The 13,386-nt window shown below is 73.9% G+C and carries 11 protein-coding genes; 2 read left to right on the top strand and 9 right to left on the bottom strand.

Features of this window, described 5'->3' with window-relative positions; translation table 11 throughout:
• Positions 1–17: 17 nt before the first annotated feature.
• The 7 genes from ACFXGN_RS03045 to ACFXGN_RS03015 form a co-directional block, all read right to left on the bottom strand.
• On the bottom strand, positions 18–1,226 hold the full coding sequence (locus tag ACFXGN_RS03045) for a histidine kinase (RefSeq protein WP_384852609.1): 1,209 nt from the start codon (positions 1,224–1,226) through the stop codon (positions 18–20).
• Positions 1,223–2,983, bottom strand: a complete 1,761-nt coding sequence (locus tag ACFXGN_RS03040) for a cation acetate symporter (RefSeq protein ID WP_384852606.1) — start codon at positions 2,981–2,983, stop codon at positions 1,223–1,225. The genes ACFXGN_RS03045 and ACFXGN_RS03040 overlap by 4 nt, the downstream gene beginning before the upstream one ends.
• Before the next feature lie 99 nt (positions 2,984–3,082).
• Positions 3,083–3,469 (bottom strand): hypothetical protein, encoded by a 387-nt coding sequence (locus ACFXGN_RS03035; RefSeq protein WP_384852603.1) that lies wholly within the window; start codon positions 3,467–3,469, stop codon positions 3,083–3,085.
• Positions 3,470–3,581: 112 nt separating this feature from the next.
• The gene (locus ACFXGN_RS03030) at positions 3,582–4,331 is read right to left on the bottom strand and encodes a LytR/AlgR family response regulator transcription factor (RefSeq protein ID WP_384852600.1); all 750 of its coding nucleotides are present in this window, start codon (positions 4,329–4,331) and stop codon (positions 3,582–3,584) included.
• 112 nt (positions 4,332–4,443) lie between these two features.
• Positions 4,444–5,316, bottom strand: a complete 873-nt coding sequence (locus ACFXGN_RS03025) for an Fpg/Nei family DNA glycosylase (RefSeq protein ID WP_384852597.1) — start codon at positions 5,314–5,316, stop codon at positions 4,444–4,446.
• 243 nt (positions 5,317–5,559) lie between these two features.
• Complete coding sequence (locus tag ACFXGN_RS03020; RefSeq protein ID WP_384853117.1) at positions 5,560–7,557, bottom strand: SpoIIE family protein phosphatase; 1,998 nt, start codon at positions 7,555–7,557, stop codon at positions 5,560–5,562.
• Between the two features lie 232 nt (positions 7,558–7,789).
• Positions 7,790–9,133 (bottom strand): DUF6777 domain-containing protein, encoded by a 1,344-nt coding sequence (locus ACFXGN_RS03015; protein WP_384852594.1) that lies wholly within the window; start codon positions 9,131–9,133, stop codon positions 7,790–7,792.
• Between the two features lie 239 nt (positions 9,134–9,372).
• Between ACFXGN_RS03015 and ACFXGN_RS03010 the strand changes: the two genes are divergently transcribed.
• Both ACFXGN_RS03010 and ACFXGN_RS03005 read left to right on the top strand, forming a co-directional pair.
• Positions 9,373–9,915, top strand: coding sequence for a DUF1990 family protein (locus ACFXGN_RS03010; RefSeq protein WP_384852591.1), 543 nt, complete (start codon positions 9,373–9,375; stop codon positions 9,913–9,915).
• Positions 9,916–9,937: 22 nt separating this feature from the next.
• Positions 9,938–11,383 (top strand): lipase maturation factor family protein, encoded by a 1,446-nt coding sequence (locus tag ACFXGN_RS03005; protein WP_384852588.1) that lies wholly within the window; start codon positions 9,938–9,940, stop codon positions 11,381–11,383.
• Positions 11,384–11,393: 10 nt separating this feature from the next.
• Here the strand turns inward: ACFXGN_RS03005 and ACFXGN_RS03000 are convergent, their stop codons facing one another.
• A complete protein-coding gene (locus ACFXGN_RS03000) occupies positions 11,394–11,564 on the bottom strand; it encodes a hypothetical protein (RefSeq protein WP_351784680.1) in 171 nt (56 codons plus the stop codon).
• A 324-nt stretch (positions 11,565–11,888) separates the two neighbouring features.
• Entirely contained in the window at positions 11,889–13,373 is a 1,485-nt protein-coding gene (locus tag ACFXGN_RS02995; RefSeq protein WP_384852585.1) for an SDR family NAD(P)-dependent oxidoreductase, read from the bottom strand.
• Positions 13,374–13,386: the final 13 nt, after the last annotated feature.

Below are 13,386 nucleotides of genomic sequence, written 5' to 3'. Positions count from 1 at the left end.
CGACCGGGCGGGCCGGGTCAGGGTGCCGAACGGTGGACCCCTGGACGGTACTTGGGAATCCGTACGGTGACCTTCATGCCCGCCCCGACCCCCGTCTCGATGACGAGCCCGTGCTCCACCCCGTACACCTGGCGCAGCCGCTCGTCCACATTGGACAGGCCGATGCCGGAGCCCGCCCGGTGCTCGCCGCGCAGCACCGCGCGCAGCAGCTCCGGGTCCATGCCGATGCCGTCGTCCTCGACGGTCACCACGGCCTCCGCGCCCGCGTCCCGGGCGGCGATCGTGACCCGGCAGCCCCGCTCCCGGTCCTGGAGGCCGTGCTTCACCGCGTTCTCCACCAGGGGCTGGAGGCAGAGGAAGGGCAGCGTCACCGGCAGCACCTCGGGAGCGATCTGGAGCGTCACCTTCAGCCGCTCGCCGAACCGCGCCCCGGCCAGCGCCAAATACTGCTCGATGGAACGCAGTTCGTCCGCCAGATGGGCGAACTCGCCGTGCCTGCGGAACGAGTACCGGGTGAAGTCCGCGAACTCCAGGAGGAGTTCCCTGGCCCGCTCGGGGTCCGTCCTGACGAAGGAGGCGATGGCGGCCAGGGAGTTGAAGATGAAGTGCGGGGATATCTGGGCCCGCAGCGCACGGATCTCCGCCTCCACGATCCGGGTCCGCGAACGGTCCAGCTCGGCCAGCTCCAACTGCACCGACGCCCACCGGGCCACCTCCGTCGCGGCCCGCACCAGCACGGCCGACTCCCGCGAACCGTAGGCGACGAGCGCGCCGAGCACCCCGTCCTCCCCGGTGAGCGGGGCGACCACCGCCCAGCGCAGCGGGCACGCCGGATCGGCGCAGCCGGTGTGCGCCGAGCGGCTGCGCCCCGACTCCAGGGTCTCGGCCGCCTGTTCCGGGACGTGCGCCCGGTGATGCTCCTCGCCCGGCCCGTCCCAGGCGAGGACCGCGCCCCGGTCGATGAGGCAGAGCGCCTCCGTGCCCAGGAGCGAACGGAGCGTCCCCGCCGCCCGCCGGGCGGTCTCCTCGGTGAGTCCGGCCCGCAGCGGGGGCGCGGCGAGCGAGGCGGTGTGCAGGGTGTGGAAGGTGGCCCGCTCGACGGGCGTCCCGAGCCCGGGATCGGCGGCGCGCCCACCGTCGCGGGCCGTGAACCGGCCGAGGACGAAACCGGCGGCGAGCAGGGCCGCCGCCGTGGCGGCGGTCGCGGCCAGGGCGATGCCGCTCATCCTCGTACCTCCTGGGCGGGGACGGTGCCGGGCCCGCCCCCCGGCGCTCCGGAGCGGGTGACCTCCTCCGGCAGGTGCAGACGGGCGAGGAGCGCCGGGGTGCCGGGCGGGACGCTGCGGGGCGTGGCCAGCGAGACCAGGACCATGGTGAGGAAGCCGAGCGGCACCGACCACACGGCGGGCCAGGCCATCAGGGTGTGCGGCCAGCCCGCGGGCGGGAGCCCGGCACGGGTCGCCATCACGGCGGCCAGTGCCGAACCGCCGCCGAGCAGCAGCCCGGCCATCGCGCCGGGCGGGGTGAGCCGCCGCCACCAGATGCCGAGGACGAGCAGCGGGCAGAAGGAGGACGCGGAGACGGCGAAGGCGAGGCCGACGGCGTCGGCGACCGGCACCTTGGAGGCGACCACCCCGACGCCGAGCGGGACGGCGGTGGCGAGCAGGGTCGCGAGCCGGAAGTGCCGTACGCCCCGGGAGGGCAGCACGTCCTGGGTGAGGACCCCGGCGACGGACATGGTCAGCCCGGAGGCGGTGGAGAGGAACGCGGCGAACGCGCCGCCCGCGAGCAGCGCCCCCAGCAGATCGCCGAGGAGCCCGCCGAGGACGCGGTCGGGCAGGACGAGCACGGCGGCGTCGGGGGAACCGGTGAGGGCCAGTTCGGGTGCGTAGATCCGGCCGAGGGCCCCGTAGAGCGGCGGCAGCAGGTAGAAGGCGCTGACGAGGCCGAGCACGACGAGCGTGGTGCGCCGGGCGGCGCGGCCGTGCGGGCTGGTGTAGAAGCGGACGGCGACGTGCGGCAGGCCCATGGTGCCGAGGAAGGTGGCGAGGATCAGCCCGTAGGTGGCGTACAGCTGGTGTCCGTCGCGGCCCCCGGCCAGGGGCTGGGACCAGCCGAGGGGGTCGGCGCCGTCGGCCACCCGCTCGGGGAGGGCGGCGCCCGGGGCGAAGGCGAGGGTCGTGCCGCCGAGGACGTGGTGGGTGCCGGGCGCGAGCGTGACGGCGCCGCCCTCGTACCGTACGGAGTCGACGGTGCCGGTGACGGTCAGGGAGAGCGGCGCGTCGAGCCCGATCCGTACCGTGTCGGCGACCTGGACGACGGTGTGGCCGCGCAGCACGGCGGGGGCGTCGAAGCGGGCGCGGGGCGCGCCGTCGCCGTACCAGGCGGTGAGCAGGAAGAGGGCCGGGACGAACAGCGCGGTCAGTTTCAGCCAGTACTGGAACGCCTGGACGAAGGTGATGCTGCGCATCCCGCCCGCGGCGACCGTGCCGGTGACGACGAGCGCGACGAGGAGTCCGCCGACCCAGTCGGGGGCGCCGGTGAGGATCTCCAGGGTGAGCCCGGCGCCCTGGAGCTGGGGCAGCAGGTAGAGCCAGCCGATGCCGACGACGAAGAGGCTGGCGAGGCGGCGGGCCTGCGGCGATTCGAGGCGCGCCTCGGCGAAGTCGGAGAGGGTGTACGCGCCCGAGCGGCGCAGCGGGGCGGCGACGAGGACGAGGAGCACGAGGTATCCGGCGGTGTAGCCGACCGGGTACCAGAGCATGGCGGGGCCCTGGACCAGGACGAGTCCGGCGATGCCGAGGAAGGAGGCGGCGGAGAGGTACTCGCCGCTGATCGCGGCGGCGTTGAGGCCGGGGCCGACCGTGCGCGAGGCGACGTAGAAGTCGGAGGTGGTCCGGGAGATCCGCAGGCCGAGGGCGCCGATGAGGACGGTGGCGAGGACGACGGCGGTGACGGCCACGACGGCGTGGGTCTGGTTCACGGGGCCACCGCCCGGGGCGCGCGCACGACGGCCGCTCCTTCGTACGTCACGGTCGCCCCGGGGGGCGGCACGGCCCCGGCGCCGTCCGGCACGGCCGTCTCATCGTTCTACGAGGCCGGTGAAGTCGCGCTCGTTGCGTTCGGCGCGGCGCACGTACCAGTGGGCGATGCCCCAGACGGCGGGGTGGACGGCGACGCCGAGGGCGATCCACACGAACGCCTCGGGCGCGGGCAGGGCGAGCAGCAGCGGCAGCGGGCCGACGAGCAGGACGAGCGCGCCGAGGGCGGTGAGCGCGGCGCGCAGCTGGCTGCGCATCAGGGACCGGACGTAGGTGTGGCCGAGGGTGGTCTGTTCGTCGATCTCCGAGCGGGCCGGGGGGTGGACCGGGCGTCGCCGGGCGGGACCCGGCGGGGCGCCGGGTCCGTGGGCGGAGGCGTAGGTGACCGTCTCGCGGCGGGGGCGGCGCGGTGGGTGGTGCTCGGACATCGGGGCCCGCTCCGGCATCTCTCGACGGCCTCCCGTACGGGAAGGGAGGGCCTCGGGCCCGGGGACGCGTGGAGTCTACGCAGGTGGGGGCGGGCGCGGTAGGGGTGCGGGGTCAGCCTCCGGCGCGGCGCATCAGCAGGTCCCGCAGGGGGCGGGCGTGCCGGCGGCTGACGGGGAGGTCGGTGCCGCCGATCCGGACGGAGGTGGCGCCGCCGTCGAGCCGCAGCTCGTCGATCCGGGCGAGGGCGACGAGGTGGCTGCGGTGGATGCGGACGAAGCCCCGGGAGGCCCACCGCTCCTCCAGGGTGGAGAGCGGGATGCGGACGAGGTGGCTGCCGTGGTCGGTGTGCAGCCGGGCGTAGTCGCCGTGGGCCTCCGCGTAGGCGATGTCCTCGACGGCCACGAAGCGCGTGACGCCGCCGAGTTCGACGGGGATCTGCTCGGGCGCGGAGGTGACCGGGGCGGTGGTCGCGTGGACCAGGTCGTGGACGCGGCGGACCGCTTCGGCGAGACGCTCGCGGCGGACGGGCTTGAGGACGTAGTCGACGGCCTTCAGGTCGAAGGCCGTCAGCGCGAATCCCTCGTGGGCGGTGACGAAGACGACGAGCGGCGGGCGGGCGAAGCCCGCGAGCAGCCGGGCCACGTCGAGTCCGGTGAGGCCGGGCATGTGGATGTCGAGGAAGACGACGTCGACGGCCTCGTCGCCGTCCGGCCCGGACTCCAGGGCGCGGCCGATCCTGCGGAGCGCGGCGGTGGCGTCGCCCGCGCCCTCGGCGGAGCGGACCCGGGGGTCGGCGCGCAGCAGGTAGAGCAGTTCCCCGAGGGCGGGTTCCTCGTCGTCGACGGCCAGTACGCGCACCATGCGGCGGAGTGTAGTGGGTGGTCCCGCGGGGCGGGGCCGGTACGTCACCGAGGCCTGCGGGGCGGGTCTTCCGTCGGGGCCCGCGGCGCCGGTCCCTCATGGGGCGTCCGGTCTATTTCAGGAGCTTGGACAGGCGCCGGTCGGCCAGGAGCTTCCCACCGGTCTGGCAGGTGGGGCAGTACTGGAGGGAGGAGTCGCTGAAGGAGACCTCGCGGATGGTGTCGCCGCACACCGGGCAGGGTTCGCCGGTGCGGCCGTGGACCCGCAGACCGCTCTTCTTCTCGGCCTTGAGCTTTCCGGCGGCGACGCCCCGGGAGCGTTCGACGGCGTCGAGGAGGGTGGTCCGCATCGCCGTGTACAGGGCGGCCGTCTCCTCGGGGGTGAGGTTCTGGGTGGGTTTGAAGGGGGACGTCTTCGCGGCGTGCAGGATCTCGTCGCTGTACGCGTTGCCGATGCCCGCGATGAGGCTCTGGTCGCGCAGGGCGCCCTTGATCTGGCGCCGTTCCCCGGCGAGGAGGGCGGCGAACTCCTCGGGGCCGAAGCCCTCGGCGAGCGGGTCGGGCCCGAGGCGGGCCACGCCGGGGACCTCGGCCGGGTCGCGGACCACGTACACGGCGAGGCGTTTCGTCGTGCCCATCTCGGTGAGGTCGAAGCCGTCGCCGCCGGTGAGCGCGGTGCGCAGGGCCAGCGGGCCCTTGCCGGGCTTCGGCGGTCCCGAGGGCAGCGGGTCCCGCCAGCGGAGCCAGCCCGCGCGGGCGAGGTGGACGAGGAGGTGGAGCGTGCCCCCGGGGCCCTCGGTGCCGAGGTCGAGGAACTTCCCGTGCCGTCCGACCCCGGTGACCTCGGCGCCCTCGACGGCGGTCACGGGCGGGTCGTACGTCTTCAGGACGCTGATCGCGACGGGCAGCACACGGGCGATCTCCTTGCCCACCAGGTGTGTGCCGAGGAACGCGCGCAGCGCTTCCACCTCGGGGAGTTCGGGCATGTCTCCACCCTGCCGTACGGACGGCGGGGACGCGCGACGGAGACGGGGCGGGGCGGGGCGATGGCAGTGGGGGCGGGGGGAGCAGGACGAGGACCGGGGGGCGGCTGCGGGGCCACAGGGCTGGGTCCGGTCCGAGTCGCGGCAGCCCCGCCAGGCGGAGCCGTGCCGTGCCGTGCCGTGCCGTGCTGTGCTGTGCTGTGCTGTGCTGTGCTGTGCCGTGCTGTGCTGTGCCGTGCTGTGCCGTCAAGGCTCTCCGGGACCGTCCTCCTCCAGTACGAACTCGCACCACACGCACTTGCCGCCGCCCCGGGGCTCGACGCCCCAGACGTCGGAGATCTGCTCGACCAGCAGCAGTCCACGGCCGGACACCCCGGCCTCCCCCGCCTCCCGGCGGCGCGGCAGGGCGCTGGAACGGTCCTCCACCTCGACCCTGATCCGCCGTTCGGGACCGCCCGGGATCCGCAGGGTCAGGATCGCGCCGCCGTCGGTGTGCATGAGGGCGTTGGTCATGAGTTCGTCGGCGGCGAGTTCGATCTCGTCGGCGCGGTCCTCCGCGCCCCAGGCCCGGACGGCGGCCCGGATCATGTGCCGGGCCGAGCTGAGGGCCTCGGGGTCGTTCTGGGCCACGTGCTGCCGGAACCGTCCGGTGCCCCGGCTCCCGGGCGCCTCCTCGCGGCGCAGCAGCAGGATGGCGACGTCGTCGTCGCCGCCCCGGTCGGCGACCACGTCACACAGGTGGTCGGCGAGTTCCTGGAGGTCGGCGGGGCCGCGCAGGACCAAGGAGGAGAGCCACTGGAGGCCCTCGTCGAGGTCGGCGCCGGGCTTCTCCACCAGTCCGTCGGTGTAGAGCATCAGGGTCCGGCCGGGGTCCAGTTCCAGGGTGGTCACCGGGTAGTCGACCCGGTCGAACTCGGCGGAGAGCCCGAGCGGCAGGCCGCCCTCCACCGGGATCCGGCGGCAGTGGCCGTCGGGTTCCCGGACGAGCGGGTCGACGTGTCCGGCCCGGACGACCTGGACGACGCCGGTGCCGAGGTCGGCCTCGGCGTAGGTGCAGGTCGCGAAGCGTTCGGTGTCGAGTTCGTGGAGGAAGACGGAGGCACGGGCCATCACCGTGGCCGGGGGGTGTCCTTCGGCGGCGTAGGCGCGGAGCACGATCCTCAGCTGTCCCATGACGGCGGCGGCGTGGGTGTCGTGCCCCTGGACGTCGCCGATGACGGCGCCGACGCGTCCGCCGGGCAGGGGGATGAGGTCGTACCAGTCGCCGCCGATGTCCCTGCCGAGGCGGGCGGAGCGGTAGCGGACGGCGGTCTGGGCGCCGGGCAGGTCGGGGATGCGGCGCGGCAGCATCGCCTGCTGGAGGCCCTCCGCCAGGTCGTGCTCCTGTTCGTAGAGCATGGCCCGCTGGAGGCTCTGGGCGATGCTGCTGCCGAGGGCGACGAGCAGGGTCCGTTCGTCCTCGCTGAAGCCTGTCCGGTCGTTGTAGAGCAGTCCGAGGGCGCCGATGGGCCTGGCCTGGGCGATGAGCGGGAGGTAGGCGGCGGAGGTGATGCCGAGCCCGCTGATGTGCGGCCAGAGCACGGGGAAGGAGGCGGCGAAGTCCCGGGCCGATTCGATGAAGCGGGGGCGCAGGGTACGGACGACCTCGCTCATCGGGTAGGGCTCGTCCACCCGGGTGAACCGGGTGCCGGGCACGAAGGAGCCCTCGGGTCCCTCGGCGACCAGTGTGATGCGTCCGGCCTCGAGGAGGCCGACGACGAGGCTCGCGGCGCCGAAGTGTTCGAGTGCGTGGGAGTCGTTGAGCAGGTCGATGACGTCCTGCACGGTCCGCGCGTACGCCAGGGCGGCGGTGGTGCCCTCGACGACGCCCGCGCGGCGGCGTCTGCCCTCGTCGAGGCCGAGCCGGGCGGCGGACTCGCTGAGTTCGTGGGTGGCGTCGCGGACGACGCCGACGATGCGCACGGGACGGCCGGTGGCGTCCCGGTGCACCAGTCCCTGGGTATGGGTCCACTGCTGGCCGCCGTCGCGGCGGCGGATGCGGAAGTAGGCGCCGTACTGCTCGCTGCCGTCCTTGAGCGCCTGCGTGACGAGGGTGTCGAGGCGGCGGCTCTCGTCCGGCTGGACCCGTGGGCCGAGGCATTCGGGGCGTCCGTCGTACTCCGCGCGATCCATGTCGAAGACGTCGAGCGCGGCGTCGTCCATGGCCATCGTCCCGGCGAGGAGGTCCCAGTCGAAGCCGCCCATGCGGAAGGCGGAGCCGTGGGCGGAGAGGATTCCGGCGGAACCGAAGGAGTCGACGGAACCGGAGGGACCGGAGGAGTCGGCGGAACCGGAGGGACCGGAGGAGTCGGCGGAACCCGTCCCCGGCCCCTCGGGCGCGCGGCCGGACCGTCCGGCCGGTTCCCCGTCCCCGTTGCCCGCGTTCATGGGGCCACGCTAGGCGCGCTGCCGCTCGGGCGCACCACGGAGATCCGTGTCACCCCTGGAAGGTCTCGGGCCGGTCCGGGACGGGTGCGGCCGGGAAGACCTGGTCGGGCGGCAGTTCCCCGTCGGGTGCGGTGGACGGTTCGCCGTAGGGGTCGGGGAAGGGGTCCCCGTAGGGGTCCGGATGCTCGGGCGGGGTGTCGGGGTGCTGATCGGGGTGCTGATCGGGGTCGGGGAAGGGGTACGGCTCCGGGTTCGCGGGGGCCGGTCCGGTGCCGGTGCCGTCGCCTCCCGAGGGGTCGGGGCCGAGCGGTTCCGACGGTGCGGGCGGGACGGGCCGGACCGGCGGGTCGGCGTCCGGGCCGGTGGGTCGGCCGGGCGACGCGGCGTCCGGTGTGCCGGGCGCGGTCCGGTCGGGCGTACCGGTGCCGGGTGCCGTCCCGTCCGGTGCGCCGTCGCCGGTGAGGGTGCACGTGTCGGGGTCGCAGCTCGGGGGCACGTCGGGGGTGCGGTCCTCGGCGCCGTCGCTGCCGGTCCGCCGCTCGATCCAGCTCCGGTCGGTGGCGTTCACGATGACGAGGCTGGTGACGACGGAGGTGGTCGGCCGGACGACGATCACGCGGTCGGGGTCGAATCCTTCCCAGGGTTCGCCCCGGTGGATGCCGGAGGGGTCGGCGGCGGGGGTGCGCAGCGGGTTGCCGCCGGCGCAGCGGACCCGGGGGGCGCCGTAGGGGTCGACGAGGACGGCCGTACCGGCCTGGAGGACGGACTGGAAGGGCCGGGGCCGGGTCTCGCGGTATCCGTGGCTGGTGACCCTGACGTCCGCGCGGAGCACCACGGGGGTGAGTCCGCGGAGCCAGCCCTCGACGTTGCTCTCGGGGATGCCGGAGGCTTCGGCGAAGGCGCGTTTCTTGTCCTGGTCGGCGGTGAGGAGCGCGGACTGCCGGGGGACGTCGCAACTGCCGACGGACCGGGTGCCGCCGTAGAGGCCGGGGGTGGATCCGGTGACCTCGTGCGCCTGCTGGGCGGTGTCGTCGGAGTCGCGTCCGGGCGGCGGCGGGCGTACGGCGTTGCGGACGGTGGAGGCGGTGAAGGGGTCGGGGCCCGTCGCGGCGAGCGGCTGGAGGAAGACGTCCGTGGGCCCGCCGGCGGCGGGTTCCGCTCCGCCGCGCGAGCCCTCCCACGCGGCGGAGCAGCCGGTGAGCAGCAGGGCGGCGGCGAGCGCGGCGGAGGCCCTCAGGACCGTGCGGGGGCGGGTGTCGGGCGGCGCCGCCGTCCCCGTGCGGGATCGCTCGTCGGGGTCCGCCGGGAGGGGAGTCAGGGAGGCGGGAGTCGGGGAGGCCGGAGTCGGGGAGGCGGTGGGGGTTCGCCGCGTCCGGCGGTGGGCTGAGCGCACCTGTCTGTCTCCCGCTTTCTTCTGCCCGGGGTCCGGGCCCGGGTTCCGGCCGTTGCCTCCTGTCTGCCGCAGCGTCCGGTGCGCCGCAAGCGGAGGGCGGCCGACCGGGTGGGGAGGGACGCGCAAAGGACTTGAACACGTTCAAGGAAGCCCCTACGCTCGTCCCTGCCAGTTGAACGCGTTCAAGCAGGGGGCGGCCGGTCCTCCCCCACCGCCCGCCCGCGAACGGAGCTTCCGGCATGACCCGTCTGCTCAGCGGTCTGTCCCGCCCCCGGCCCGCCCTCACCTACGGCGAGACCGGCGCCACCCGCGCCCCGGCGGACCTCCCCGGGGGATACCGCCACCTGCGCCGCACCACGGTCGTCGGCCACGGGCGCGCGGCCTTCGAACGGGCCGGGACCGCCGTCACCACCTGGCGGATGCACCGCGACTCCGGCGCGTCCCTCCTCGCCGACGCCGGGCGCGCCGCGCCGGGCACGGCCGTGGAGGTGTCGGTCGGCCTCGGCCCGTTCCGGCTCACCGCCCCCTGCTCGGTGATCTGGGCGGCGTACGAGGACCGGCGCACCGGCTTCGCGTACGGCACGCTCACCGGGCATCCCGAGTGCGGTGAGGAGTCCTTCGTCGTGGAGCTGGAGGACGACGGCACGGTCCGTTTCACCGTGACCGCCTTCAGCCGCCCCGCCACCTGGTACACCCGGCTCGCCGGACCGCTGGTCCCACCGCTCCAGCGGGCGTACGCGGACCGGCTCGGCCGCACCCTCCGGCGTCTCGTCAGAAGCTGATGCCCGGCCGATACTGGAAGGGATGGAGTGGTTCACGGCACCTGACCTGTGGCTGGGCCGGATCGTCTTCCAGCGGGGCCTGGCCGCGCTGTACTGCGTGGCGTTCCTGTCGGCCGCCCTGCAGTTCCGGGCGCTGATCGGGGAGCGCGGGATGCTGCCCGTGCCGGAGTACGTACGCGGGACCCGGGCGCGCGACACCCCGTCACTGTTCCACTGGCGCTACTCGGACCGGCTCTTCGCCGCCGTCTCGTGGTCCGGTGCGGGGCTGGCCCTCGCCCTGGTGGCGGGCGCCGGGGACGCGGTGCCGCTGCCGGTGTCGATGCTGCTCTGGCTGGTGCTCTGGGCGCTGTACCTGTCGATCGTGAACGTGGGCCAGACCTGGTACTCCTTCGGCTGGGAGACGCTGCTCCTGGAGACGGGCTTCCTGGCCGTGTTCCTCGGCAACGACGACATCGGCCCGCCCGTCCTCGTGCTGTTGCTGCTGCGCTGGCTGCTCTTCCGGGTGGAGTTCGGCGCCGGTCTGATCAAGATCCGTGGCGACCGCTGCTGGCGGAACCTGACCTGTCTCTTCCACCACCACGAGACGCAGCCGATGCCCGGCCCGCTGAGCTGGTTCTTCCACCGTCTGCCGCGCCCGCTGCACCGGGTGGAGGCGGCGGCCAACCATGTCGTGCAACTGGTCGTGCCGTTCCTGCTGTTCGCCCCGCAGCCGGTGGCGACGGTCGCCGCCGGGCTGATGATCGCCACCCAGCTGTGGCTGGTGCTCTCGGGCAACTTCGCCTGGCTGAACTGGCTGACCGTGGTGCTGGCCCTGTCCGTCGTGGACGCCTCCGCGCTCACCGGCCCGCACCCGCGCCCGGAACCACCGCTCTGGTACGTGGTCCTGGTCATCGCCCTGACCGCTTTCGTCCTGGTCCGCAGCTACCGCCCGGTGCGCAATCTGCTCTCCCGCCACCAGGCGATGAACCGTTCGTACGATCCGTACCACCTGGTCAACACGTACGGGGCGTTCGGCACCGTCGGGCGGGTCCGGGAGGAGGTCGTCGTCGAGGGCACCGACGACCCCGCGCCGCACGAGGGCACGGTGTGGCGGGAGTACGGCTTCCGGGGCAAGCCGGGCGATCCGCGCGGGATGCCCCGCCAGTTCGCCCCGTACCATCTGCGGCTCGACTGGCTGATGTGGTTCGCGGCGCTCGACCCGGGGTACGCGCGCCCGTGGTTCGGCCGGTTCGTGGAACGGCTGCTCGACGGCGACCCGGACACCCTGCGGCTGCTCGCCCACGATCCGTTCCCCGGGCGGCCCCCGGTCTTCGTCCGGGCCCTGCTGTACCGGTACCGCTTCACGACCTGGCGGGAACTGCGCGCGACCGGCGCCTGGTGGCACCGGACACCGGTGCGGGAGTACCTGCCGCCGACCCGGCTGCGCGCCGGTGCCCCCGGCCGGACGCGGCCGGGGGCACCGGGATGAGGCGAGGGGATCAGTCGATGCCGGGCAGGATGTGCGGCTCCGCCAGATCGTCCTCGTAGCCCGCGAGCCTGATCGGGGCCGAGCGGGCCCAGACCTCCAGGCTCCCCAGCTCTCCGTTGCGACGCGGCCGTTCCTTGGTCGGGGCCGGTCGCGGTTCCTGCTTCGTCAGTTCGGGTGTCACCGCGCACTCCTTCGTGTCGCGTACCTGTGGGACAAGTGCCGGTCGGTCGCGGTGGCGCCGTTCGTCGGGCGGGACCGCGGCCTCGGTGGAGGGCCGGTCCCGGGAAGGCCGTGAGGACGGTGTGTCTCCTCGGTGGCCGACCGTGAACATCAGAGTAACCAAATGAGCGCGGCTGCGCTCTACCGGGCCGCCAACTGTGACGCGATCGGGTGAAGGAAACCGGAGAGAGCGCCCCCTCCGGCGGAGGGGACGCTCTCGGGAAGCACACGGGCACCACCCGTGCGAGGGGACCACCGGTTCGCGGGGACCACCGGTTCGCGGGGACTACCAGTTCGCGGGGGCGTAGTCCTTCAGGAAGCACCCGTAGAGGTCCTCGCCGTCCTCGCCGCGCACGATCGGGTCGTACACCCGGGCCGCGCCGTCGACGAGGTCGAGCGGGGCGTGGAACCCCTCCTCGGCCAGCCGCAGCTTGTCGAAGTGCGGGCGCTCGTCGGTGATCCAGCCCGTGTCGACCGAGGTCATGAGGATGCCGTCGGTCTTGAACATCTCTTCGCCGCTGGTCCGCGTCACCATGTTCATCGCGGCCTTGGCCGCGTTGGTGTTCGGGTGCCCGGCGCCCTTGTAGCCACGGCTGAAGACGCCTTCCATGGCGGAGACGTTCACGACGTAGGAACGCCCGCTCTCGGCCTTCCGCGCGGCCTCGGCCATCAGCGGACGCAACTTGCTGATCAGGATGAACGGCGCCGTGTAGTTGCAGAGCTGGGTCTCCAGGAGCTCCACCGGGGAGATCTGCTCGATGCTCTGCACCCAGGTGTTGCTGTCGACGACGTCCGGCACGAGACCGCCCGCGTCGATGGCGGTGCCGTCGAGGTGCTTGGCGATGCTGGCGTTGCCCGCGACGAGCGCGAGGTCGGCGACCTGCTGGGCCTCCAGGTCGCGCACGCCCACGGGCAGCTCCGACGAACCGACGAGTTCGCCGACCGCGCCGGAGTTGAAGGCGCCGATGACGTGGTGGGCGGGCAGCTCACCGGACGGCAGCGCCGCGCTCTCCCCCTCGACGAGCGCGGAGTACGCGGACGGCAGCCTGCGCACGGTCTGCGTCGCGTTGTTGACCAGGATGTCGAGCGGACCGTCCTCGGTCATCCGGTCGGCGAGCGCCACGACCTGGGCCGGGTCCCGCAGGTCGATGCCGACGACCTCCAGGCGGTGGATCCACTCGGCGGAGTCCTCCATCGCCTTGAAACGGCGGATGGCGTCCTTCGGGAAGCGGGTGGTGATCGTGGTGTGGGCGCCGTCGCGCAGCAGCCGCAGCGCGATGTACATGCCGATCTTCGCCCGGCCACCGGTCAGCAGGGCACGCTTGCCGGTGAGGTCGGCGCGGGCTTCGCGCCTGGCCCGGTTCTCGGCCGCGCACGGCTGGCAGAGCTGGTGGTAGAAGTAGTCGACCTCGACGAACCGCGTCTTGCAGACGTAGCAGGAGCGGGGACGCTGGAGTATCCCGGCGATCCGGCCCTCCTCCGTCACGGAGGAGGGCAGCAGACCCTCGGTCTCGTCGTCGATGCGCTGCGCGGAGCCGGTCGCCGTGGCCTCGGTGACCGCCTTGTCGTTGGCGGTCTTGGCGGCCCTGCGCTCCTGGCGGCGGCGCTGCTTCACCGTCCGGTAGATGCCCGCGGTGGCGCGCCGGACCCGGATCGCGTCCGGGTGGTCGACCTCCAGCTTGTCGAGTTCGTCGAGGACGCTGAGGCAGACGGCCAGGCGCTCGGGGTCGACGCCCGGCCCGTAGTCCTGGGTTTCTTCGGTCACCGTCATGGCCTTCGGGTTC

Origin of the sequence: Streptomyces sp. NPDC059247, assembly GCF_042754005.1 — a bacterium.
GTDB lineage: Bacteria > Actinomycetota > Actinomycetes > Streptomycetales > Streptomycetaceae > Streptomyces.
Note: the sequence above shows the minus strand (reverse complement) of the source record. Positions and strands in the feature narration are given on the sequence as shown.